A 24,967-nucleotide genomic window follows, 5' to 3' on the forward strand; every position below is an offset into this window, starting at 1 on the left:
CTGTAAACTACTAATAAAAAACTGAAAAAGTTCCCAAAATACAAGCCCCTTAAGTTCTTCGTAAGGGCTTTTTGTGTTTTTAAAGCGCTCGACTATAAGCCTCCTTGCCCTGTCCGATCTTGTTTTGCCTTTGCCTCAATATTGCCCCTGAGCAAGCGATCGAAATCCTTTTGGACGATTCTATAACACTCACAGGTACCAGCTTCCAGCCCTTTTCGATCGAGGATTGTCATCTTGCCACGATTGTAGGAAATCAGTTCTGCTTTCTGTAACATAGCAGCAACCACAGAGATTGTGGGGCGGCGCACGCCTAGCATTTTAGAGACAAACTCCTGAGTCATTGGAAACTTGTCTGACCGTACCCGATCGTGAGACATGAGAATCCAACGGCAGAAGCGCTCTTCCACTGAGTGGAAGCGGTTACAGGCAGCCGATTGCGAAACCTGCATCAGTAGTGCTTGCGTGTAGCGCTGGAGCAGACGGTGCAGCGGACCTTGGCGATTCGCCTCCGCTCTAAAGTCTTCCGTCTTCATTTTCATGGCTTCGCCTTCGATCTGCACAATTGCTAGACTGGATACGCTATCGGTATCTAAAAAGACGGGGAGACCTACCATTCCTTCATAGCCCACGACTCCCACTTCAGCTGCATCACCGTTCTCCATAACGTTGAGCAAAGAAACTACGCCACCACTAGGAAAATAAACGTGCTCGATGCGTTGGTCTGGTTCAAAGAGGGACTGGTGGTACTCCAGGATGACTTTTTCCATTTTGGGCAACAGACGTTCGTACTCCTGCTGAGGCAGAGCAGCCAGAATCCGATTTTCAACTCCTTCGATATAAACATTTTCACCCATAACAGCAGCAACCTTTTGATTGACCTCATTTCTTGTGTAGAAAAATAACCACCATCTGAAAACACTTCTCCTGCCCCAAGACCCGCAAACGTGAATTTCCCGAGCTGATAGCGATCGCAATAGAGCAGTCCGCCAGATAGCTCTTTGGCTTAAGGAAATTGCTTGATAACTTTAAAAAACCTGGAATTACTGCCTGCTAAGGGCTTGGCGCTATAGTAAAGAGTTTTCCATTACGCAGGTTATGGAATCTATAGTTTAGAACCTCATCCTTATGTAATCGATCTTACATAGTCACTTGCTCTGGTTCCTCTGCTTTTGGAACAAGCTTATGTTAAAGTTGCCTGTAATAACGAATACAAAAAACTTAGCGTGAGGTGGTTAGGAGACTTGTATTCTTGTCGCCTCAAAATTTATTAAACTGAAGAAGAACTGAGCACTTTAGTAAATGTGCTATTATATCCTCTAAAAGGTAGCACATAGGGCTAACTGCGTTGGAAAATGTTTAAGTTACTTTGTATTTGATTTCACATCTCAACTTTACACAAATTCTTTCAATGGAAAGACCAACTTAATGATTGTCACGCTCCATTAGTTAGAGGGAAAAATAACTTGAGATTTTTAGGATAAACGAGCAAGTTTATTGCAATAAAGCAGCTAGTAACAACGGCAGAATTTTTTAGCTTGGTAATAGCTGCCACATTCATACGGAGCACAATTATGAAAGCAGTGGTTTTTCATGGTGTAGGCGATATTCGTCTAGACGACGTACCCGAACCCAAAATTCAAGAACCAACCGACGCGATTATCCAAGTAACTGCCAGCGCAATTTGTGGTACTGACTTGCACATGATCCGGGGAACGTTTCCAGGAATGAAACCAGGAACAATTCTGGGACACGAAGCCGTGGGTGTGGTGCAAGAAATTGGTTCTAACGTGCGGAATTTAAAGGTAGGCGATCGCGTTGTTGTTCCCTCCACCATTGCCTGTGGTTACTGCTCTTACTGTCGATCTGGCTATCACTCCCAATGCGACAATGCCAATCCTAATGGACCGCAAGCTGGAACTGCTTTCTTTGGTGGTCCCCAAGCCACTGGTCCTTTTAACGGGTTGCAAGCAGAGTACGCTCGCATTCCTTATGCCAATGCGGGGTTGGTGAAGTTGCCCAAAGAAGTGGATGACGACCAGGCAATTTTGATATCAGATATCTTTCCGACCGCTTATTTTGGAGCAGAACTAGCGGAAATTGAACCAGGGGATACAGTTGCTATCTTTGGTTGTGGTCCCGTGGGTCAGTTTGCGATTGCTAGTGCTCAGTTATTAGGTGCTGGGCGAATCTTTGCCGTGGATACAATTCCCTCCCGTCTGGAAATGGCGCAGGCACAGGGAGCCGAGGCGATTGACTTCAATAAAGAAGACCCGATTGAGGTTATCCAGAGTTTGACAGGTGGAATTGGCGTAGACCGGGCGATTGATGCAGTCGGTGTGGATGCTGTAGCTCCTAACAGTGGTCCGGCGGCAGAAAAAGCACAGCAACAATCACAGCAATTCCAGCAAGAAGTCCAACAAATTGCCCCGCAAACCAACCCACAAAATGGTAACTGGCATCCAGGTAATGCACCCTCACAAGCTTTGGAATGGGCAGTGCAAGCATTAGCAAAGGCAGGAACGCTTTCGATTATTGGTGTGTATCCCTTGACACACAAATTTTTCCCCATTGGTATGGCGATGAACAGAAACCTTACTATCAAAATGGGTAACTGCAACCACCGCAAGTATATTCCTTCACTGGTGGACATGGTGCGGAGTGGGGCGATCGATCCGGCTCAAATCCTGACGCAGGTGCAACCTCTAACTTCTGTAATTGATGCCTATAAAGCCTTCGACCGGCGGCAAGCAGGCTGGGTCAAAGTGGAGTTGGTACCAGGAGTGGAGTAAATGAATAATTCTGAGCCACTGACTCCAGAACAGGCATATATGCGTCTAAAAAGGTTAGTTGAACAATCTAGCAAATGAGGTAAGTATGACAACCACCGCAGCCGATGTTCTCATTGATATACTTCACGACTGGGGCGTTAAAGTCATTTTTGGTTTACCTGGTGATGGCATCAACGGCATTATGGAAGCGCTACGCAATCGTCAGGAGCAGATTCGCTTTATTCAGGTACGCCATGAGGAAGCCGCAGCATTCATGGCTTGTGCCTATGCCAAGTATACAGGTAAGCTGGGTGTTTGCCTAGCAACTTCTGGTCCTGGTGGTATCCATCTTTTAAATGGTTTATATGACGCGAAGCTAGATGGTCAACCCGTTTTGGCAATCACGGGACATCACTATCACGACCTGATTAACACTCACTCCCAACAAGATGTGGACTTAGATAAGGTCTTCATGGATGTTGCCGTATATAATGCCCGTATTATGGGTCCGACGCACGTCGAAAATGTTGCTAATCTGGCTTGCCGTGCTGCCCTGAGTTACCGAGGTGTGGCTCACATCAACTTCCCGTTGGATTTCCAATCTCAAAGTGTTGAGAAGAAAGGTTCGATGCGTAACTTACCTCACCACGTATCGAATGTAAGCGTCCACAGTGTTTTATTACCTAGTGATGAAGATTTGCAACGAGCAGCAGAGGTTCTGAATGCAGGTCAGAAGATAGCAATTCTGGCAGGACGTGGGGCTTTGGGAGCTACGGATGAACTGGAGCAAGTGGCAGATCTCCTGGGAGCGCCAATCATCAAAGCTCTTCTCGGTAAGGCAGCAGTTCCCGACGATAGTCCCTACACGACAGGGACGATTGGCGTACTTGGCACAAAGCCATCTCAAGAAGCGTTCGAGACCTGCGATACTCTGTTGATTGTCGGTAGTACCTTTCCTTACCTTGAATACTACCCCAAACCCGGACAAGCACGAGGCGTGCAGATTGACATCGATCCATTTCGGATTGGCTTACGCTACCCTGTGGAAGCTGGTTTGGTAGGAGATAGCTATGTTGCTTTGCAAAAACTGTTACCACTGCTGAAACGCAATGAAAACCGGAGCTTTCTAGAGCAGGCGCAGTCTGGCATGAAGGAATGGCGGCAAACGATGGAGGAACGCGGCACTAAGCAGGACAAACCCATGAAGCCACAGGTGGTGGCGTATGAGTTGGGTCAGCGGTTGTCTGATAGCGCGATTGTTTCTGCTGATTCAGGGACTAATACAACTTGGTGGGCACGTCAAATTCCAGTCAAGCGGGGACAGATGCATTCTGTATCAGGGACTCTCGCTTCGATGGCGTGTGGATTACCTTATGCGATCGCTGCTGCTATTGCTTATCCCGATCGTCAGTCTATAGCTTTTGTTGGTGATGGTGGTTTCTCAATGCTAATGGCAGAGTTCGTGACTTGCGTCAAATATCAACTTCCCGTCAAGGTGGTGATTGTTAAAAATGGTACTTTAGGGCAAATCAAGTGGGAGCAGATGATGCACCTGGGCAATCCCGAATTTGGTTGCGAACTCCAGTCGATTGACTTTGCTGCTTTTGCGAGAGCCTGTGGTGGAACTGGTTTTACAATCGATGACCCAGCCAATTGTGGTACAATCCTCGACTCTGCACTTGCTACACCAGGTCCAGTTGTTGTTGAAGCAGTCGTCGATCCGCTAGAACCACAAGTTCCACCACTCGTTAAATCAGAAGAAGTTGCTAAGCTATCTCAAGCGCTTAAACGAGGCGAACCCAACCGTGAGGAACTTGCTGCTAATATCATCAGCGTCTCAAACATAGAGCGGGTACGAGAATTGATTTAACGCCAAAATCATCGTTAAGTACATTGTTGCTGCCCAAAAGTATGTCTTTTTGAACGCAAAGAAGCGGAGTGAAGAATCGCAGATGCTTCGCTTCACTAACGTTACACCCAGCATGACTTTACGTTACGGATTTATGAAATGCAGTACTAAACTGCGGTCGAACATCGTTGGTTTCGTTATCAGGCAGTACCCACCAAAGCACACACACTTGAGAGACGATCGCCTCGAAGGTTCAACTGCTGCCACGTGTCCCCGGTGTCAGAGCTCCGGTAAATTCGCCCGTCACCAAGACCCGCGTAGAGAGAACCTGAAATGCTGGCAAGCGCGTAAGGGTGGCTATCTAAAGGCTGGGGTAGCCCAGAGTCAAGAGCCTCCCACGGACCTTGCCCGCGCCAGCGATAAATATAAGCCTCCGCGCTGACATCATCGCTGTGAGCTTCCCTAGGTCCCATGCTGGCTGAGATGTACCAGCAATCGGGGTCTTCGGGGTCTGTAACTAAGCCCCAGGTGTAGTCTCGGTTTCGTCCGGTATCGGCAGGCTGCCATGTTTTGCCACCATCGTGGCTCCATGCTGCCCCTCCACCTCCGGCTTCATAAGCTCGACCTGGCACTTTTGGATGCCAAGCTAACGCATGAACATCACGCTGTGCATTCCTCCGATGATCGCTCCAGGTTTGTCCGCCATCTTCGCTCCGCATCAAGCCTCCCAATTCAATCCCCACCAACAACAGCTTGGCGTCGTGTGGACTCGGCGCAATCCAACGTACATGGCTGGTCCAAGGGCGCGGCGGAAAGCTCCAGGTTGGTGCCGAGGGGATCTGGCGTAGCGCCTCTAACTCTTGCCAAGTCTGACCGCTATCTCGGCTAACAAAGAGGCGGCTTGGCTCAGTGCCCGCATATACTGCACCGTCGGCTGGACTCACAGCCAGCGAGAATACATTTGACTCTGGCAACTGCAGGTTCTCCCATTGCATACCGCGATCGCGACTCTTCCAAACCCCTTTGCCATACGAACCTGCATAGATAGTGTCGGCGGACTGCGGGTCGAGGGTTAGACACCGCATATTGCTACCTTCGAGCATTATCGTCACCGTCCAATCGTTGCCTTGCGGTACGATCTGCGCCAAGCTATCGCCTGTCGTTACAAATAATTCAGTCATGAAATACCTCAGTTGGTTAGAGGAGCGAGAGTTTTTACTTTTTCTTTTTTAGGATAAGTTGAGAACATCAAAAGGTGTGAAGCATTAAGAGTTCTGTCAATCCTCTGTCAATATATTGTTTACAAATAAGGTTTGCATTAAGCCGAGAATAAAACCCAAGCGTCATCGCGTTGGACGCACCAAATACTAAGCAATTTAAAATTCACGCATTCAAAAATATAAATGCTAATGGTGGTTAGCAACTCGGGTGCTGAGAGTATGCTAATTAAATCTGGAACAGCTTACCGCCGTGCAGTAGCAACTGCCTATTCATATAACTAAAAAGCTATATTCCCTTGTTTTTTTCAAATAAAGTTAGATATTATTGTCTTTTTTATGTGAAAAATAAGTTTAGTTACAATATTATCAACAAAAAAATTTCAGACATATCTATCTATGGTTATGGATAGTTTGAGCAAGAATCTCTTACCAAAAGCTCGTTATATTACTTTTTTTTGTATACAAAAACACATATTTATCAACCAACTTATCTCCACAACCTTTTGGGTTATAGACATTAATTGAAAACTAATAGTCGCAATGAAGAATGTGCTTCTTCATTGCTAGGTATTGACAACTACAAGCTAGCTTTCTAGAAGGGCTACACCTAAGACAGAGGTAATCGCAAACTTGAAATTATTACTCTTCTACTAGCCAAAGATATCCAAGCAATACCTGGGAGTTTCAATGCTACCCAGATCGAGGCGTTAGGGGAGGCGATGATTCTGGTAACCAAAGCGGGACTGAATCCTAAATTTGAAGAGGCTGAACTGATAGCTTTATTTGTTAAGTTGTGACTTAAGTCGATCGTTATCTATATTAATTAGCGATCGCGCTCTACTTCTGGCAGTCGCTAAGTTTTTCACTTTAATGATTTACATTACACCGTCTATTCCGCAATTTCACAGATACATTGCGGCTACTGATAATCAAAGCTTATGTGGGCAGTTATTCTTGAAGAATACGGTAATTCTGAAGTTTTACAACTGAAGGAGATTCCTAATCTAGAACCGGAGCGGGGAGAGGTTCGGGTACAAGTCCATGCATCCGCCTTGAATCGAGCGGACATTGAACAGCGTAAAGGCAACTATCCGCCACCCACTCCATCTGAACATGAAATTCCTGGTTTGGAATTTGCCGGAGTCGTAGACAAGCTAGGAGCAGAAGTTAGCAATTGGCGCATAGGCGATCGCGTGTTTGGATTGCTCAGTGCGGGTGGATATGCTGAGCAAGTTCTGACCCACGAACGGATGCTAATGCCCATTCCTCCGAATCTCACCTTTGAACAAGCTGCGGCGATTCCAGAAGTGTTCTTCACCGCCTACGATGCCTTGACCGACAAAGCAAACTTTCAAGCGGGTGACACGGTACTGATTCATGCAGGTGCCAGCGGTGTCGGAATAGCAGCTATCCAGCTCGCACGAGTCATGGGTGCTAGCTTGATTTTGACAACCAGCCGCACCAACTGGAAACTGGAGAAATGTCGAGCCCTGGGTGCAACTTACACGATTAACACGGCTGAAGCGGAATTCGATCGGGTTGTACTCGACGCAACGGCATCGCGGGGGGTCGATATTATTCTCGACTTTGTTGGGGCAGAGTACCTGGAGAAAAACTTGAATGCAGCCGCCCTGGGAGGTCGAATCGTGCAAATTGCCACCCTCAGTGGTTCGAGTACCCAAATTAATCTGCAAAAGGTTTTGAGTAAGCGACTGCGGTTGCAAGGAACTACCTTACGGAGTCGTCCCTTCGAGCAGAAAATGACACTCACGCAAACATTCGCCAAGCAAATATTACCATTGTTTGTTGATGGCAAGATAAAACCATTAATCGACCGCAGCTTTCAGCTCAAGGATGTGGCTGAGGCTCATCGCTACATGGAAGACAACAGTAACGTTGGCAAGATTGTCCTCACAATCGCCTCAAAGGAGTAATGTATGAGCGAAGCTGGTAGGCGCATTCCGCAGCTGGAAATTCCGGCGGCGAATGAGCAAGACATTGATGATACCTACCGGACAGCTAAGGAAGCAGGCCGAAAACCCTGTACCTTTAGGTTAGGGCTGGAAATAATATCCTGTAGTTCCCTTACAAGAGTTTATCGATCGTGATGGGCAGATCGCGAATCCGTTTGCCTGTAGCGTGATAGACAGTTTCTCGTAGTTAAATGGTGTATCAATATCAATAGCTCCTGCTGGAAAAGGTACAGAAATGTGTGGGTATTTACGAATTATATGTTTTGCCCCAACGGTTCCTGGCAAGCTCATTAGTTCTGGTAAAACAGTACTGCTAAATAAAGCTGGTACACCTAAAGTCTCAGCATATTCCGTAGCAATAATTTTTTTACGTGTCAAAAAGTACGTATTTATTAATTGATTTATTAGTCCAGTAAAGATAAAGGATTGGTCGCAAAGCGTGAGAACTACAGCTTCTAAATTCTGGGTGGCGTTAAAAAGCGCTTTCATACCAACCCGAATCGAACTACTCATTCCGTTTCTACTTGTTGATTTCTTGTTTTCATATAAATATTGATGAAAAGGTTGTCAACCGTCAACTGTTAATAACTTTGGCTGTTTGTCAGAATTTCTTCTTGATTGCCGCTTTCATCTTTTTTTTGCGTATCTGTCATATGCATTCTACCTAAAAGGAAAAAAGCCTCTTGCTAGCAGGTTAGTTAGATAGCATAGCAATGGGGATATTGTTCTAACTTTCCAGTTTTAGTAAAAATTTCTCTCTCTAAAGAAAGATTAGAATATTAAGGCAAGTTGTGTTTATAAATACAAAGAATTGAGATTTCAAAGTGTTAGGGTAAATGATTAGTTTTTATGCCGAAAACCAACGCCAATGCGGAATATCTCACACTTAAATGATTTATTGTAACCTTTGTTCATGAAGGCAAAAGTACGTCCCTTGCGCGTGTCCATAAGGACAAGGTAGAAGGCAAGGCAGAAGGGAATCCACGCTTAAAAACGTGGTACTTAGGCTGTGGACGCTTTATACCGCACTTCGTGCCGCTTCGCTAACGCACTGTGCGTCTCGGTATAATTCTTTTTTTAAAGTGGGCTTTATTATACCCACAACTGAAGTTTTTCTTCATACTTTCAGCATAGCTGCCCTCTGCTCCTGCTTGCGCTGTCTTTCTTTGTAAATAAGAGTTTTCAAATGTATTTCTTGACAGCAAAGAGGTTGTTGAAATTAAAAAAGTCACCCTAAAGATTGAAGACCTTTGCCTCCTATTCACATCTACACTAATAACCAAGGTGTGAAATTAATCAATAGTTATTCTTTTTAAACCAATCAAAATGAATCAGTTTTCTATCAATTCTTCATTAACCTGAATGTAGAGACACTTGAAAGCAGCAATCCTAAAGGATTGCTTACTTTAAGTAACAAAGCAGTATATAGCTTCTTTCCAAGGCACTTACGATGACGCGATCGCAAACACCATTAAACGAATATCAAAACGGACGCGGCCCTGCTACCCTAAACAATGAATCCTTTACAGATTCTGATTCGGGCTATCAATCGAATGGAGCAGGCAAGCAACCTACAACCATCCAATTACCCCAAACAACTGAACCCGAGAGAACAGATACCAACGGACAAAAACCTCCCTCACCACGGGGAAAAATGCCAGAGCGACGCAAGCGGCTAATCTTGGTAGCTCTTGGAGTGGGGGCGATTGTTGCTGGTATATTTGGCTTCCGCTGGTGGCAATATGCCTCTAGCCATGAACAAACCGACGATGCTGCTGTAAGCGGTCACATTCACCCGGTCAGCAGTCGAGTGAATGGCACCGTTGCTACAGTACTAGTTGAAGAAAACCAACAAGTGCAACAGGGACAGGTATTGGTCAAGCTCGATCCTCGCGACTACCAGAATCAAGTCCAGCAGGCACAAGCAGCCCTAAATCAAGCTCTGCAGAAGGCAAATACAGCTAAAAGTCAAATTACACTGTCAACCCAGACAACTAGAGGAACGACCACTCAGGCACAAGGAAACGTCTCCAGTGCGTCGGCAGCAATCACCAATGCACAAGCAGGTGTTCAGGAGGCACAAGCTGGAGTGCCTGCTGCTCAAGCCCAAGTAGCTCAGGCACAAGCAAACCTGCAAAGGGCACAGGCAGATTTCAACCGTTACAATAGGCTTTATCAGCAGGGAGCGATTTCAGCACAACAGTTTGAATCTGCTAGAAACGCTTATCAGGTCGCATTAGCTCAAGAAAATTCTGCTCAAGACCAAGTTAGGCAGGCACAAGCGAGAGTGGTACAGGCACAACAGGATGTTGCCAGAACACAGGCGCAGTTAACCGCTTCTCAAGGAGGCTTGCAGCAGGCACAAGCGGGTCAAGTGCAGACCCAGGTGAACCGCAATCAGTATCAGGCTACTTTAGCAGCAGTTACGCAAGCGCAAGCTAATTTGAATAATGCCCAACTACAATTGTCCTACACCACCATAACAGCTCCTATTACAGGGACAGCGGGCAACAAGAATGTTGAAGTTGGACAACGGGTGCAGCCGGGAACGCCTTTGATGGCAGTGGTAGATGGTAAGAATTGGGTTGTTGCTAACTTCAAAGAAACCCAACTCGAAGATATGCATCCAGGAGACTCTGCGGAAATCAGACTAGATGCCTTTCCCCACCATCCTTTCAGAGGGCATGTCGAAAGTCTTTCACCAGCATCTGGTTCTCAATTTGCTTTACTGCCACCTGACAATGCCACTGGCAACTTCACTAAAGTTGTACAGCGCATTCCGGTCAGAGTTGTGTTTGACCCTCAAAGTATTCGAGGCTACGAGTCACGCATTACTCCTGGTATATCAGCCGTGGTCAGCGTAGATGTGAAGTAAGCTTTGACTGACTGTGCAATGCGTAAACGGGAGTAGCACTGTGACTAAAAACCCTCTAAAACAATGGCAAACGCAACCTCCATCCAGCCCGCCTCTTGCCTCCGATCGCGTCACTGTCAAGACCTGGATTGGTCTGGTTGGAGCAATGCTGGGCGCGTTTATGGCAGTGCTAGATATTCAGATTGTCAGCTCCTCTCTCAGTGAAATTGAGGGGGCTTTGGGAGCAACATTAGAAGAAGGTTCTTGGATTTCAACGGCTTATTTAGTCGCTGAGATTGTTGTAATTCCGCTGACGGGGTGGTTATCGCAGGTGTTTTCGGTGCGGTGGTATCTGGTGGGGAACGCTATCTTGTTTATTTTCTTTTCCGTCTGCTGTGCCTTTGCCTGGAACCTGTCTTCGATGATTGTGTTTCGGGCGGGGCAAGGACTAACGGGAGGTGTACTCATCCCCATGGCGTTCACTATCGTGCTGACAAGTCTACCTCCTGTAAAACAGCCAATCGGTCTAGCCTTATTCTCTATTACAGCCACGTTTGCACCTTCGATTGGACCCACCATTGGAGGTTGGCTAACCGACAACTTTAGCTGGCAGTACAACTTTTATCTAAATATCATTCCGGGAATATTACTGGTAGCTATGGTCTGGTATGCGATCGCTCCTCAACCGCTGCAACTGAATCGACTCAAAGGAGGCGACTGGCTGGGGATTGTCTCAATGGCGATTGGTTTAGGGTCGCTGGAAGTGGTGTTAGAAGAAGGAAACCGCAAAGATTGGTTTGGTTCGCCGGTGATTGTCCGTCTGGCGATCGTTGCCGTAATTTTCATCGCCCTTTTCCTCTGGATTGAATTCACTCGCAAGAAACCGTTTATCAATCTGCGTTTATTAGCTCGCCGTAACTTTGGCATTGGTAGTGTGGCAGGTTTAGCATTGGGATTAGGGCTGTATGGCTCTGTTTATATCCTGCCCTTGTATCTTTCCCAGATTCAAAACTACACCGCCATGCAAATTGGTGAGGTGATTATGTGGTCTGGCTTACCGCAACTGTTCCTAATTCCATTTGTGCCCAGACTGATGAAGTACTTCGATGTACGCTTTATGGCTGCGGTCGGATTCAGCCTGTTTGCCGTAAGTTGTTTTATGAATTCCCACATGACGCAATATACTGGCATCAACGAGTTGCGCTGGTCTCAGTTGGTTCGCGCAATTGGACAACCTCTGATGATTCTGCCGCTGACTTCGCTGACAACTGCCAATATTGAAAAAGAACAGGCGGGTTCTGCTTCTGGATTGTTTAACATGATGCGAAATCTGGGTGGCTCGATGGGAATTGCAGCACTGTCCACCCTCCTGACCCGACGAGAACAATTTCACTCTAATCGCATTGGCGAAGCCGTCTCACTCTACAATCCACAAACTCAGCAGCGCATCGAACAATTAACTGAGTTCTTTACCAGTCGCGGTTCAGCCAGCAGTGTTGCTCGCGAGCAGGCAATAGAGCAAATTGCGAACACAGTACGTCGGGAAGCCTACATTATAGCATACAACGACTGCTTTTACTTCATTGGTTTTGCGCTGCTGCTCACAGGGCTGGCTCTCTTATTCTGCAAAAAAGTTAAGGCAAATAATGCAGCCGCCGCGCATTGAGTCAAGACTAAAGTCAAAGAGTGGAAAGTCTACTAGTCCTGAGTTACCGAAGTTTGGAGCGCCCGAAGCCGAGGCTCCAACTTCTCGCTAAGTGAGTGGTGAAAAGTATGCAAATACGGGAGCAAAGGGCACCTTCCAAGCCGTTTAGTTAGGACTGTGCTGGTGCTGGGTTAACATTCAGTCTAATGAAGCAGCCCTTCTCTCACACGTCTACCGTATTCTGGATCGCATTGCGTGAAGTGTTCCACCATGCGCTGTTGAATATGGGTACTGCATTGTTTGATCTGTGTAACAAGGTTTAAAATCAGGTCATCGCGCTCCCAGTCCTCAAAGGTACGATACCGCTCGCCTGCCTGTTTGTAATCGTTAGTTCGGCTGATTTTTTGACCGATAACGGAACCTTGAACGTAAGGAGTATGGTCTTTGCCTGATTTCGGCGCTTCTTTGAGTCCGCCAAGACTACTTGGCTCATAATTCACATGGGGGTTCTCTCCTGCTTCAACTCCATCAACACGGTAAGTCATCTGACCATCACGCTGATTTGTAGCAACAGGTGTTTTTGGTTGATTGATAGGTAACTGTAGGTAGTTTGGTCCCACCCGGTAACGTTGAGTATCTGAGTAGGAGAAAGTTCTACCCTGAAGCAATTTGTCGTCTGAGAAGTCTAACCCGTCAACTAACACACCTGTACCAAAGGCGACTCGATCAACTTCTGCAAAATAGTTGACCGGATTTTTATCAAGCACCATTCGTCCGCCGGGTAGCAATGGGAATTGATCTGGCGGCCAAATTTTTGTGGGATCTAATGGATCGAAATCGAGTTCCGGGTGTTCGCCGTCAGACATGATTTGGACGCAAAACTCCCATTCCGGATAATCGCCTCTTTCAATCGCGTCGTACAGATCCTCTGTCGCATGGTTAAAATTCTTGGCCTGAATTTCTTCAGCTTGAGCTTGAGTCAGGCATTTTACTCCCTGCTTGGGTCTCCAAAAGTACTTCACCAAATACCCTATACCGTCAGAATTTACCCATTTGTAAGTGTTTACACCCGAGCCTTCCATAAATCGGTAGCTTGCAGGAATTCCCCAAGGACTGAACAGCCATGTAATCATGTGCATTGCTTCCGGTGTATGGCTGATAAAATCAAATATCCGGTTGGGGTCTTGACGGTTAGTGACTGGATCGGGCTTGAAGGCATGAATAAGATCGGGGAATTTGATTGGATCTCTAATAAAGAAGATTTTTAAGTTATTTCCTACTAAATCCCAATTACCATCTTCTGTATAAAACTTTGTTGCAAATCCACGCGGATCGCGGAGTGTTTCAGGTGAATGCCCACCGTGAGTAACGGTAGAAAAACGAACAAACATTGGCGTGATTTTGCCTTTTTCTTGGAACAGCTTGGCACGAGTGTATTTGCTAACAGGTTCATTGCCCACTTGACCATAGGCTTCAAAAAATCCATGAGCACCTGCTCCTCGCGCATGAACGACTCGTTCTGGAATGCGTTCGCGATCGAAGTGGGTAATTTTTTCCAAAAAGTTGTAATTTTCCAGTACTGTAGGACCTCTGTCACCTACAGTCTTTGTATTCTGATTATCTGTGATGGGATGACCCTGGCGGTTTGTCAAAATTTCTTCTTGGTTACCACTCTCATCTTTTTTTTACGTGTCTGTCATGTGGATTCTGCCTCAAAGAAAAAAGCCTCTTGCTAGTAAGGTAGTTAGATAGCAAGGTAATGGGGATATTGTTCTAACTTTCCAGTTTTAGTAAAAATTTCTATAAGTTTTCACCACCGATAGATAGATGAAATTTTTAGTTTTACTTATTAATATAATACTTTATAAAAATTATAAAAAAGAGGCTAAAGGATACCTTAGTGCTAAAAAGTTTCCAAAACTTTATCTGTTTCTGTTTTTTCATAGTTTCTTTCTAAAATCAAAGTTAACGTTAAATGGGAAAGTATTCAAAATCACAAAATAAAATAAAGTTTGTTAATCCAGAATAGGGTTGTTAAAGCTTATCTTGTACGTTTCAGTTAGAGTTGAAGTTAGGTAGAGTAAATTATCTTTCAAAATTTCCTGTGGTACGGGCGTCCTGTATTAGTTGCGGGCTAGAAGCCCGCACCACAAGATGAATAGTTTATATCCTGGAAATGGTACATGACTAAGTTGCGATCGCATGGCGTTTTTGATGCCACTGCCATGCATGGGCAATAATTTCTTTAATGTATGGGTATTGGGGATGCCAACCCAAAACTTTAATTGCTTTGTCGCTACTTCCAACTAAAATAGGAGGATCGCCGACTCTCCTATCGCGCTCCTCTACTTTGATGTCTTTTCCTGTGACTTCTTTTGCCGTTTCAATGACTTCTCTCACTGAAAATCCACTGCTATTGCCTAAATTAAAAACTTCACTGTTTCCTCCTTTAACTAGGTACTCCAAACCCAAAATATGTGCTTGTGCTAAGTCAGTTACATGAATATAATCTCGAATACAAGTGCCATCACTCGTAGGGTAATCAGTACCAAATATCAAAATAGATTCCCGCTTACCTAAAGCAGCCATAAGTACCAGTGGTATGAGGTGGGTTTCCGGTTCGTGGTCTTCACCCAATAACCCTCCTGGATCGGCTCCTGCAGCGTTAAAGTAGCGGAAACGGACAGATTTGAGATTGTAAGCTGTATCGAAATCAGACAAAATTCGCTCTACCATCCATTTGCTAGTTGCATAGGGGCTAATAGGGTCTTGTGGATGGTCTTCAGTCAGTGGAATAAACTTAGGTACGCCGTAAAGAGCGCAAGTAGAAGAAAAGATGAACTTGTTAATGGAAGCAGCAACCATTGCTTCTAAAAGTGTGAGAGTACCCGTAACGTTATTCTGGTAATATTTAGCTGGGTCAGTGACAGATTCACTAACGGCAATATAGGCAGCAAAATGCATGACAGCAGCTATATTGTGGGTTGTAAATATGTTATCTAAAAGTGCGCGATCGCTAGTATCACCTACAATCAGCTTTACCTGCAAAACCTCTTCTACAAGTTCTCGATGTCCATTTGACAAATTATCAAGAACAATAACCTCATAACCTGCATTTTTTAGGGCTAATACAGCATGGGAGCCAATATATCCGGCTCCGCCTGTAACTAAAATGGTTGACATAAGTTGTTAGTGGTTAGTGACGCTCATGAAAATACCGATCGATTGCACTGTCAAGGCATGGCATCAATTCACCTCGACTGCTACCAAGAACGCTGTAGTTCGGACGCTTAGCGATTAAACCCAGTTCCTTTGTAGGACGAGCAACCAAATTGCTGACACTTATACCAGCTTTTTTCGCTGCTAACCGTGCTAAATCAGCCCATGCGATCGCACCTTTATTAGCCAAATGCCACAAGCCGTTCTCGCCGTCAATTAACAAATCGAGACTGGTATGAACAAGATCTGGTACGTAAGTAGGTGAAACAGTTCCATCCTCTGCAGCAACAAAGGTATTGCCAGCGCTTAGTTGCTGTAGTGCAATAGTGACAAAATTGTAGTCATCCCAAGGACCAAAAAATGCACTGGTACGAATGACCAGCGATGCGGGATGCACCTTTAATACCAACTTTTCTGCTAAAGCTTTGCTGCACCCATACACATTCAGGGGGGCAACGGTATCGCTTTCTACATAAGGGTTGAAGACAGAACCATCAAATACCAAATCTGACGAGAAAGTTAAGAGCGCTACATTATGCTTGGCACAAGCAGTCGCTAAAATCGCTGGTCCATTGGCATTCACCTGTAGGCAAACATGGGGTTCGCGTTCCGCATCGTCCACCCGCACGTATCCTGCAGCGTTTACAACTGCCCAAGGCTTCAACTGGGCTAGAACTGTATTAACAGAGTCAACTTCAGTAATATCTATTTCTTTGCGTGTCAGTAAGCGATACGAAATACCCCGCAATTCACACAAACGCGCAAAAGCTTTTCCCAAGGTTCCCGTTCCACCTACAATGGCTAAGGGAGAGGAGGAATGGGAGTGCGAGGGAGTGGAGGCGTGAGGAAGGCAACTGACAGGCGGGTACAGCAAACGCTCTTGACGATCCCACCATCCGGGTGCTTCGAGTAGCGGGCAATCTGGTTTCCGCCCAGCAGCTAGATCCTGCACCAGCTTAGCAATTGCTGTAGGTCGCGGACTTGGCGAGCGCAAGTCAAACACGCCTGACTCGTAATAACCAGCAGAGCGCGTTACTAAGCTATTCCAATCGTAACTACCCAAAAGCGCCCAAGCAGTGACAGCACGGACATCTACACCTTCATCTCGCAATTGTAACGCCCCACGCCAAATCTCATAAAACCAGCGCAGTTGTTCCTCACGAGTACAACTCAGGTGAGCTTCAGTAACAGCAAGGGGCAACCCATAGCGTTCCCATGCTTCTTTAAGTAAATTGTACGCGCCTCCTGTACCCTCAGCACAAACCCGTACAGCCTCTACATCGGCATACTTATCCCGCCCGTTACCGCCATGAGAGGAAAGTGGATAGCATTCTAGGCGCTCATCCAAAAAGCGATCGCTCGTCAAGTAGTGGTTAATCCCCACGATGTCCGGCGGACAACGGTTTTCCAGAAACCATTCCAGCTCAACTTCAGTAACACCACACTCAATCAAATAGTTCCATATTGGATGAGACGATGTTATTCGACCGCACAATAAATCAAAGGTCAACCACCGACGCTCATTCTCCAATTCTGCTTGATAAGCCAGTTTTGGCGTACTGTAAATCTTACCCAAATCATCAGTTTGCACGAGTTGGGCATTGGGATTCACTTCCCGAATCGCCTTCATTGAAAGCACAACCCCACGGCACTCCCCTAACAAAGCACGAGCGAAAGTGAAATCATCTCTTCCATGAGGATACCAGTGACCGTACATTCCACTGAAGCGAGCCGTGGTCAGTGGCTCGTTAACAGGTGTGTAATGTGTCACCCAAGGATAACGTTCCGCAAGCGCACGGGCATACAACGCTAGTTTCTCTGGAAATTCTGGATCTACTAAACTGGTATGACGGGGTCCACTACCATGATGCACTAATCCCACAATCGGACAGACACCCAGTTCGCGCAACCGTGAGAGCCGCTCATTCGCCCACGACCAATTGGCATTTTCCAAACCGTTGGGTGCAGTTCGCTCCCAGATTACCGGATAGCGGATAGCACGTATCCCCAACCCAGCAAATAAATCCAAGTCATCCACCCGCATTGCATGACCGTTGCGTTCCAACTGGTCAAAATACTTATCACCCACGCGATTAACCGTACACTCCACACCAGCCCAGACTTCCAAAGGAGGAAGTTCTAAATTATGAGTGTTGAGTGTTGAGTTGAACGAAGACATAATTTACATTACCATTGTCCACAATTTAATGTTGTAGGGCATAGCCCCACCTACTAAACTAAATGAACTACACTGTGCTCTTGTGGTACGGAGAGCAGCGCCGTGCGGGGGTTCCCCCCGTTGAGGCGACTGCGGAGCGTCCCCGCCCGTACATTTAACAGGGCAGGCGAGGACGCCTACCCTACAGTCAATTATCATCTCAAGCCTTAACCGCAATTTGTTTGTAAACAGAAAGAGCCTGAGCAACACATTGATCCATGTTGTAATACTTGTAGGTTGCTAACCGTCCTACAAAATAGACTCCAGGAGTAGCATCAGCTAATTCCTTATATTGCTTGTAAATTTCCTGATTTTCAGGACGCGGTACGGGGTAATAAGGATCTCCCTCAGCCTTAGGATACTCATAAACAATACTCGTTTTATGATGTTCCTGACCTGTTAAGTACTTAAACTCAGTGACACGGGTATAAAGGTGTTCGTTTGGATAGTTAATGACTGGCGCTTGCTGAAATACTGAGGTGTTATGGGTCTCATGCTTGAAATCAAGGGAACGATAAGGTAGTTTACCGTACCGATAATCAAAGAACTCGTCAACAGGTCCAGTGTAAACTATCTCCCGGCACGGTATTGCCTTCTCAATTTCCCGGTAATCTGTGTTCAGCATTACCTTGATGTTAGGGTGTGCTAACATCGTCTCAAACATCCGAGTGAAGCCGTGTAGAGGCATTGCTTGGTAAGTATCAGTGAAATAGCGATTGTCGCGGTTGGTACGGGTGGGAATACGGGCGATGACTGATTTATCAAGTTCCGATGGATCGAGTCCCCACTGTTTGCGAGTGTAGTTGCGGAAGAACTTTTCATATAATTCCCGACCAACTTTGCTCACCACGACATCCTCTGAGGTGCGGATGTATTCTTTTGGTTCAGCAATGGACTTGAAGAATTCTTCTACCTGAAATGAAGTCAGATTCATTCCATAGATTTTGTTGATTGTATCGAGGTTAATCGGAATTGGAACGAGTTGTCCATCTACGCTAGCAAGAACGCGATGTTCGTAAGCCCGCCACTGGGTGAACTGTGAGAGGTATTCAAAGACTTCACGAGAGTTGGTGTGAAAGATGTGAGGACCGTACTTGTGTACGAGGATGCCGTTATCATCGTAATGGTCGTAAGCATTACCCCCTATGTGCGATCGCTTATCTACAATCAGCACTTTCTTACCAGACTGGCTTGCCAAGCGTTCGGCGATGACACTTCCTGAGAACCCCGCACCAACGATTAAGTAATCAAAAACAGGCTCTTTAGCTGTGTTAATAATGCTAAGTGCTTGTTTGCCAAAAATAGCCCCATCTGAGTTAACTTTGTTGTCATCTTTTTTAGTAGAAATAGCAGAGTCAATCAATTTCATCATTGATACCCAAGTCCTATCCCAAGAAATTTGTTCTAAAAAGGCATCGACTCGACTCAACCATCCCGATGTTTTTGTGTCCTCTTGCATAGCTTTTTCGACAGACGCAACAAAGTCTGCAACATTGTCTGCAATCCGCACCAGTTTCATATCTCCGTAAGGACGCACAACATCTCGAATGGAAGTAGACACTACAGGTTTCCCTGCTGCAAGATATTCTGGAGTTTTTGTTGGGCTGATAAAGCGAGTCGATTCGTTACGCGCAAACGGAAGCATTGCCAAGTCCCATCCAGCCAAATATGCGGGTAAATCTTTATAATCTTTCCCACCAAGATAATGAATATTTTCCCGTTGAGGCAGAATTGCTGGATCGATTTTCACCACGGGACCAACCATCACCAAATGCCAGTCAGGACGTGCATCAGCAATCCCAGTTAGCAGTTCAATATCCATCCGTTCGTCAATCACACCACAGAACCCAAGACGCGGATGGGGAATATTTGCTCGATCTGCTGGTTCTTCTGTAAGAGTTCTTGCTTGTGCGAAGTGCTGCACATCTACACTACTGGGAAATGCATATATGTTGGGGTGCTGGTTCACTTTACTTTCGTAAAGGCTTTGTCCACCTGTAAATACTAAATCTGCACGGCGGAAAAGCTCGGCTTCATAATTCTTTAAAGTTGGTGAGGCTCCTTTAAAGGCAGATAACTCATCCATGCAATCGTAGATAACGGCTTCTGGTTGCAAGTGGTCGGTAAATGCGATCGCCATTGGCGTATAGTACCAAAATATGTACTTGCGGATGTGATGCTCTGCAAACAAAGCATCAATCAATACTTTAAGATTTGCGCTGACCGCCTCCTCGCTTAGACCCTGTGGTAAATGGGGAACAACAACCACTATCCCATGCTTGTCTTGACTGATATCCAACCGCCCCAAAGGTTCCTCATCAAAAATCGGTTCCTCAACAAAGAAAACCCGCCGTCCAATAGCGCAACGTGCCATAAGATGTTGCGGTCTTTGATAGACAAAATTCCAACGCAAATGAGACAAACAAATTAGGTCGGGCGTATCTGTCGAAACTTCAGGAAAACTTTTATTTTGTATGGATATCTTATCTAAGAATGCACCTGATGATTGTGATTCATTGAGTACGGATTGCTTAGCTTCAACTGTCTTTCTGGAGTTACCATTATTAAGCGCATTATGTTTTGCGTAACCTTTTTCACTGGACATAGCTTTTCTCAATTTTGTACTTCTAGAAAATAGAGTAGATTCATGCTTTTTTATTAAATCTAGTAGAAATGGCCCAAACACTTTAAAAAAAATTGTTTGAGTAAAAGGACAATTATTATTCTTTTAATAAAAAAGCTTATAGCGCTTTTTTTTAAATTGAGAAACTCTTAAGGTGATTTGCCTTAATATTAATTTCTCCTATTAATTAAATATATACTCTTAACTGTTTATATAACATTCTATCAACCGATATATTTGTATCTCTCTCAAAGTCTTTTTTATATTAAAATTCTTAGTATTCGTAAATACAAAGATAAAAATTTAATGTAATAAATAGAACAGGAGAAAATGGGAGCATCCCGTTTTGGCAAAGCCTGCAAGAAGCGAATTATGAGGCTATACAAACAAAGTCCACCTATGTGGACTTACTCCCTTTAGGCTCTAAAATTACCGAATTTTGTAGGTAGGGCTATGCCGCACAATAGCGAACGGTGGGCACTGCCCACCCTACATGTAATGGTAATCATAAGAGCACCGAAGGGAGTAGTATGCGAGAGCACAACTATAGGACTAATCAAATCGGATTGCTATAGCGGATTCATCCCTGTGGAAGAAGTTGAAGGTAATAGGAACAGTTATTTGTTAACAGTAACTAATAACAAGTGACTGGTTAATTTCCGTACTTCTAAGTAGAGAATTTAAATATAGATTACACAATATGTCAGGGCATCAAGAAGATCATTTTTTAATGGAAACCAGTCCTATCCCTATTCAAGAAATCCCAGAAGATAGGGCAATAACAGAAACAGTACTTCCTTTAAATCTAAAGCCGCTTTTTAAAATTTCTAAACCAGAAATTCGGAAAAGCCTCAAAGCATTAACTCTGGAAAGTGTTTTCGCTACGATTTTCTACAATATCATTAGCGGCGCATTGCTGAGTAATTTCTTGCTACAGCTAGGAGCAGGTGCAGTAGAAATAGGTTTACTTGCTTCTATTCCTCAAATAGTGAATCTGCTTCAACCATTAGGTGCATATTTAATTGACCGAAGTACTAGCTTCCGTTGGTACGCCATATACGTTTTTACTCCGTCACGGCTCTTATAGGTGATTCTGCTACCAGCGATTTGGTTGCTCAATTCGTCTCGCATTGCTGAGTATCAAGTGGTGTACTTGACATTGGCAATTATTACACTAGCCAATATCATCGAATCGCTAGGTCGCGCCCCTTGGCTTGGTTGGACATCTGTGCTAGTACCACAACGGTTGCGGGGAAGGTATTTTGGCTTTCGCAATAGTATTCTCAGCTTGATGAATCTTATTGGCGTGCCACCACTTGCTTCTCAGTCTAAATATTTTGCGATCGCGGGAGCAATTGCAGGTGTGACTGGAGCAATGGGAATCACTACAGGTAGCTTAATTGCCACGAGATGGAGTGCTAGTGGTTTATTATTGCTGTTTGTTCTCTCAGGCATCCTGCGACTTTTTGCGCTGTTACCTTTAGTTTTTGTTCGAGAACAGCGCTCTGTGCCCTTGGTGCAGCTTTGGCGAGTCTTGTTCCCAACCCAACAACAAAAAGTTTTGATTCAATCACAAGATTGAAGTACAAACGATAGAATCACAATGGTGCTCTCTTTTCCATTTCAAACCCAATGAAAGCCGATCGCAAACCAACCTCCAAACACACTTCACCCCAATTTCAACTTCCCGAACTACTCGCTCCTGTAGGTAATTGGGATTGTGCCAAAGCTGCTGTTGAAAATGGGGCAGATGCTATATATTTTGGGTTGGATCGATTTAATGCGCGAATGAGGGCGCAAAACTTTACAGAAGCCGACTTGCCCAAATTAATGGAATTTCTTCACCTTCGAGGTGTGAAGGGCTATGTCACCCTGAATACACTTATATTTCCACAAGAACTTGAAGAAGCAGAACAATATCTCCGCTTAATTATCGCTGCGGGCGTAGATGCAGTTATTGTCCAAGATGTAGGTATTTGCCGTCTCATCCGTCACCTTTCTCCTGATTTTCCCATCCACGCATCTACGCAGATGACTATTACTAGTGCGGCTGGGGTCGAATTTGCAAAATCCCTTGGTTGTCAGTTAGTGGTTCTTGCTCGTGAATGCTCTCTCAAAGAAATTGAGAAAATTCAGCACCACCTGCACGCAGAATCATCACAAACACACCTACCATTAGAAGTCTTTGTTCATGGAGCGTTGTGCGTAGCATATTCAGGTCAGTGTTTGACAAGCGAATCATTAGGAGGGCGTTCTGCTAACCGTGGTGAATGCGCTCAAGCTTGCCGAATGCCTTACGATCTGATTTCTGATGGTAAAGTTGTCAATTTGGGAAATCGCAAATATTTGCTCAGCCCTCAAGATTTGGCTGGTTTAGAAGTTTTGCCAGATTTAGTCAAAGCAGGAGTTGCTTGTTTAAAAATAGAAGGTCGGTTGAAAACCCCAGAATATGTTGCCAATGTTACCAACGTTTATCGTCAAGCACTGGATAAACTTATAGCAGAAGTCGAGACAGGTGACTCTTTGTCTCTAGATGCAACAGATCGAGAACATTACAACTTAGAAATGGCATTTTCTCGCGGGCTTTACACGGGATGGTTTCGCGGAATTAACAATCAGGAACTGGTTCATGCGAACTTTGGTAAAAAGCGTGGAGTTTACTTAGGTGAAGTCATCCGTATTAGCAATGAGAAGGTAGTCATACGATCGCAAGCCCCAGTTAAACCAGGAGATGGAGTTGTTTTTGATTGCGGTCATCCCGAAGCACAAGAAGAAGGCGGTCGGATTTATGCAGTAGAACATAAAGGACAAGATACTTTCCTGACATTTGGACGGCGGGATTTGAACTGGCGACGGATACACGTAGGAGATAAGGTTTGGAAAACTAGCGACCCCGAACTTGATAAACAACTGCGGCAAAGTTTTGCAGGCGAAAACCCACAATTTCAGCGACCAATCGATATCGAAATTTATGGAGAAGTCGATCGACCACTGATTGCGATAGCTTCGCTTGCGCCAGAGGCGATAAGCTGGGTACAGCTTGCGCTAAGAGCGATCGCACGCGACCAAAAAGGTCATATCGTGCAAGTAGAATCTGCGATCGTTTTAGAAGAAGCACGCACCAAACCTTTAACCACCAAAAAGTTACAAGAACAATTTGGTCGTCTTGGCAATACTCCCTTTTGTTTGGGGACTTTGACAAATCATTTAAGCGGTGCAGTGATGATTCCCGTTAGCGAATTGAACCGACTCCGCCGAGACATCGTAACACAATTAGAAGAGTTACGTTCCCAACCAAAACAATGGCAACTCAGTTCTGAAGTTTCCCTGAAAGATTTACTCCCATCCCCCCCTCTTCCCCTCTCCCCATCCCCCCCTCCTCTTGTCCCCTCCCTGATTGTCCTAGTAAGAAACCTCAAGCAACTGCAAGCAGCACTCGAAGCAGGAATTGAAACACTTTATTGTGAATTTGAAGATCCCCGTGCTTACAAAGAAGCAGTAAAAATAGTTCATTCCTCTCCACTCACTACCATTTGGGTTGCACCACCCAGAATTACCAAGCCAGGAGAAAATTGGATTCTACAACAAGTGCGTTCTTCTAATGCGGATGGTTATCTCATTAGAAATTACGATCATCTTCAATACTTTGCCCAAGATCGTTGTGTGGGAGATTTTTCTCTCAACGTTGCCAATTTCCTTACAGCAGATTATTTTAAAAACAAATTTGGTTTAGAGAGAGTGACAGCATCTTATGATTTAAACGTAACTCAATTGGAGAGTCTCCTCCAAAGTTGTCCGCCTGATTGGTTTGAGGTAACAATTCATCAGCATATGCCTATGTTCCATATGGAACATTGTGTATTTTGCGCTTTCTTATCTAAAGGAACAGACTACACAAACTGCGGACGCCCCTGCGAAAAGCATGAAGTCAAATTGCGCGATCGCGTAGGAACAGAACATATCCTCCAAGCTGATGCAGGTTGTCGCAACACCGTGTTTAATGGTACAGCACAAACCGGAGCAGAATACGTACATCGGCTTTTAGAGCTAGGATTGCGTCACTTCCGCATTGAATTTGCGAACGAGACACAAGAGTTGGTAACGCAAACAATATGTCTATACCGTCAACTATTGCAAGGAGAGATTACAGGTTCTCAACTTTGGCGAGAGTTGAAGTTGCAAAGTCAGCTTGGCGTTACTCGCGGACCTATGGCTGCAAATGCAATGCGATAAGCTGGGTACAGCTTGCGCTTCGCGATCGTAATTTTGTGGGCAATGCCCACTAAGCGGTTGAAGTTATGGAAAAGAATATTCTCTAAAAGCAAATTTTTAAATTTTGCCATTTTAACGCTTAAAAAATATTTTTTGGCTCTTGTTGCTGTCATTACTCGTGAAAGACAGCTATTACGTGCTTTTATGACAAATTTTAATTAAAAAATTTAGAAAATCCGCTTCTAAAATAGTAGATATAGGAGCGGTTTTTGATATGTAAGTATAAAAAATTTTATTAAATTTTTTTTTCTGCTTCGGGTTCATATTTGTTTTAAGTGTGCCATAATGTCACGAGTCGGAAGTCAATACCTAATTAGTCCCTTCAT

Annotated in this window: 14 protein-coding genes and 1 pseudogene; 8 read left to right on the forward strand and 7 right to left on the reverse strand. The window is 44.9% G+C overall.

Annotated elements, in window-relative coordinates; translation table 11 throughout:
* Nucleotides 1–92: 92 nt before the first annotated feature.
* The gene (locus tag ACKTT2_RS24560; RefSeq protein WP_407891423.1) at nt 93–854 is read right to left on the reverse strand and encodes a Crp/Fnr family transcriptional regulator; all 762 of its coding nucleotides are present in this window, start codon (nt 852–854) and stop codon (nt 93–95) included.
* Between the two features lie 717 nt (nt 855–1,571).
* Here ACKTT2_RS24560 and ACKTT2_RS24565 point away from each other — a divergent pair.
* Together ACKTT2_RS24565 and ACKTT2_RS24570 are read left to right on the forward strand one after the other, a co-directional pair.
* Nucleotides 1,572–2,789 carry a zinc-dependent alcohol dehydrogenase gene (locus ACKTT2_RS24565; RefSeq protein ID WP_407891425.1) on the forward strand — a complete coding sequence of 406 codons (1,218 nt, stop codon included), beginning with the start codon at nt 1,572–1,574 and terminating at the stop codon, nt 2,787–2,789.
* Nucleotides 2,790–2,874: 85 nt separating this feature from the next.
* Complete coding sequence (locus tag ACKTT2_RS24570) at nt 2,875–4,638, forward strand: thiamine pyrophosphate-dependent enzyme (protein WP_407891428.1); 1,764 nt, start codon at nt 2,875–2,877, stop codon at nt 4,636–4,638.
* Between the two features lie 179 nt (nt 4,639–4,817).
* Here the strand turns inward: ACKTT2_RS24570 and ACKTT2_RS24575 are convergent, their stop codons facing one another.
* On the reverse strand, nt 4,818–5,336 hold the full coding sequence (locus tag ACKTT2_RS24575; RefSeq protein ID WP_407891430.1) for a beta propeller repeat protein: 519 nt from the start codon (nt 5,334–5,336) through the stop codon (nt 4,818–4,820).
* A gap of 1,439 nt (nt 5,337–6,775) precedes the next feature.
* On the opposite strand from ACKTT2_RS24575, the gene ACKTT2_RS24580 reads away from it, so the two are divergent.
* On the forward strand, nt 6,776–7,771 hold the full coding sequence (locus ACKTT2_RS24580) for an NAD(P)H-quinone oxidoreductase (RefSeq protein WP_407891432.1): 996 nt from the start codon (nt 6,776–6,778) through the stop codon (nt 7,769–7,771).
* A 120-nt stretch (nt 7,772–7,891) separates the two neighbouring features.
* Here the strand turns inward: ACKTT2_RS24580 and ACKTT2_RS24585 are convergent, their stop codons facing one another.
* On the reverse strand, nt 7,892–8,323 hold the full coding sequence (locus ACKTT2_RS24585; RefSeq protein WP_407891434.1) for a nucleotidyltransferase family protein: 432 nt from the start codon (nt 8,321–8,323) through the stop codon (nt 7,892–7,894).
* Nucleotides 8,324–9,260: 937 nt separating this feature from the next.
* Between ACKTT2_RS24585 and ACKTT2_RS24590 the strand changes: the two genes are divergently transcribed.
* Together ACKTT2_RS24590 and ACKTT2_RS24595 are read left to right on the forward strand one after the other, a co-directional pair.
* A complete protein-coding gene (locus ACKTT2_RS24590; RefSeq protein ID WP_407891436.1) occupies nt 9,261–10,685 on the forward strand; it encodes an HlyD family secretion protein in 1,425 nt (474 codons plus the stop codon).
* 40 nt (nt 10,686–10,725) lie between these two features.
* Nucleotides 10,726–12,330 carry a DHA2 family efflux MFS transporter permease subunit gene (locus ACKTT2_RS24595; RefSeq protein WP_407891438.1) on the forward strand — a complete coding sequence of 535 codons (1,605 nt, stop codon included), beginning with the start codon at nt 10,726–10,728 and terminating at the stop codon, nt 12,328–12,330.
* A 191-nt stretch (nt 12,331–12,521) separates the two neighbouring features.
* Here the strand turns inward: ACKTT2_RS24595 and ACKTT2_RS24600 are convergent.
* From ACKTT2_RS24600 to glf, 4 genes and pseudogenes are all read right to left on the reverse strand, one after another.
* A pseudogene (locus ACKTT2_RS24600) lies at nt 12,522–13,970 on the reverse strand (catalase); the annotation flags it as partial.
* A 526-nt stretch (nt 13,971–14,496) separates the two neighbouring features.
* Entirely contained in the window at nt 14,497–15,492 is a 996-nt protein-coding gene (gene galE / locus ACKTT2_RS24605) for a UDP-glucose 4-epimerase GalE (RefSeq protein ID WP_407891440.1), read from the reverse strand.
* Nucleotides 15,493–15,505: 13 nt separating this feature from the next.
* Complete coding sequence (locus ACKTT2_RS24610; RefSeq protein WP_407891442.1) at nt 15,506–17,707, reverse strand: family 1 glycosylhydrolase; 2,202 nt, start codon at nt 17,705–17,707, stop codon at nt 15,506–15,508.
* Between the two features lie 199 nt (nt 17,708–17,906).
* Entirely contained in the window at nt 17,907–20,351 is a 2,445-nt protein-coding gene (gene glf / locus ACKTT2_RS24615; RefSeq protein ID WP_407891444.1) for a UDP-galactopyranose mutase, read from the reverse strand.
* A 718-nt stretch (nt 20,352–21,069) separates the two neighbouring features.
* On the opposite strand from glf, the gene ACKTT2_RS24620 reads away from it, so the two are divergent.
* Genes ACKTT2_RS24620 through ACKTT2_RS24630 form a run of 3 tightly spaced genes read left to right on the forward strand, consistent with a single transcriptional unit; the run spans nt 21,070 to nt 24,602 of the window.
* Complete coding sequence (locus ACKTT2_RS24620) at nt 21,070–21,456, forward strand: hypothetical protein (protein ID WP_407891446.1); 387 nt, start codon at nt 21,070–21,072, stop codon at nt 21,454–21,456.
* Nucleotides 21,457–21,951, forward strand: a complete 495-nt coding sequence (locus ACKTT2_RS24625) for a hypothetical protein (RefSeq protein WP_407891448.1) — start codon at nt 21,457–21,459, stop codon at nt 21,949–21,951.
* Between the two features lie 50 nt (nt 21,952–22,001).
* On the forward strand, nt 22,002–24,602 hold the full coding sequence (locus ACKTT2_RS24630) for a U32 family peptidase (protein WP_407891450.1): 2,601 nt from the start codon (nt 22,002–22,004) through the stop codon (nt 24,600–24,602).
* The last annotated feature ends 365 nt before the right edge of the window (nt 24,603–24,967 follow it).

It is taken from the genome of Scytonema hankhaensis NUACC26, assembly GCF_045865695.1.
GTDB lineage: Bacteria > Cyanobacteriota > Cyanobacteriia > Cyanobacteriales > Nostocaceae > Scytonema.

What these genes read in the sequence shown, in the direction of transcription:
- ACKTT2_RS24560 (WP_407891423.1), bottom strand. Translation starts at nt 854, where the DNA reads ATGGGTGAAAATGTTTATATCGAAGGAGTTGAAAATCGGATTCTGGCT.
- ACKTT2_RS24565 (WP_407891425.1), top strand. Translation starts at nt 1,572, where the DNA reads ATGAAAGCAGTGGTTTTTCATGGTGTAGGCGATATTCGTCTAGACGAC.
- ACKTT2_RS24570 (WP_407891428.1), top strand. Translation starts at nt 2,875, where the DNA reads ATGACAACCACCGCAGCCGATGTTCTCATTGATATACTTCACGACTGG.
- ACKTT2_RS24575 (WP_407891430.1), bottom strand. Translation starts at nt 5,336, where the DNA reads ATGCGGAGCGAAGATGGCGGACAAACCTGGAGCGATCATCGGAGGAAT.
- ACKTT2_RS24580 (WP_407891432.1), top strand. Translation starts at nt 6,776, where the DNA reads ATGTGGGCAGTTATTCTTGAAGAATACGGTAATTCTGAAGTTTTACAA.
- ACKTT2_RS24585 (WP_407891434.1), bottom strand. Translation starts at nt 8,323, where the DNA reads ATGAGTAGTTCGATTCGGGTTGGTATGAAAGCGCTTTTTAACGCCACC.
- ACKTT2_RS24590 (WP_407891436.1), top strand. Translation starts at nt 9,261, where the DNA reads ATGACGCGATCGCAAACACCATTAAACGAATATCAAAACGGACGCGGC.
- galE (WP_407891440.1), bottom strand. Translation starts at nt 15,492, where the DNA reads ATGTCAACCATTTTAGTTACAGGCGGAGCCGGATATATTGGCTCCCAT.
- ACKTT2_RS24610 (WP_407891442.1), bottom strand. Translation starts at nt 17,707, where the DNA reads ATGTCTTCGTTCAACTCAACACTCAACACTCATAATTTAGAACTTCCT.
- glf (WP_407891444.1), bottom strand. Translation starts at nt 20,351, where the DNA reads ATGTCCAGTGAAAAAGGTTACGCAAAACATAATGCGCTTAATAATGGT.
- ACKTT2_RS24620 (WP_407891446.1), top strand. Translation starts at nt 21,070, where the DNA reads ATGTCAGGGCATCAAGAAGATCATTTTTTAATGGAAACCAGTCCTATC.
- ACKTT2_RS24630 (WP_407891450.1), top strand. Translation starts at nt 22,002, where the DNA reads ATGAAAGCCGATCGCAAACCAACCTCCAAACACACTTCACCCCAATTT.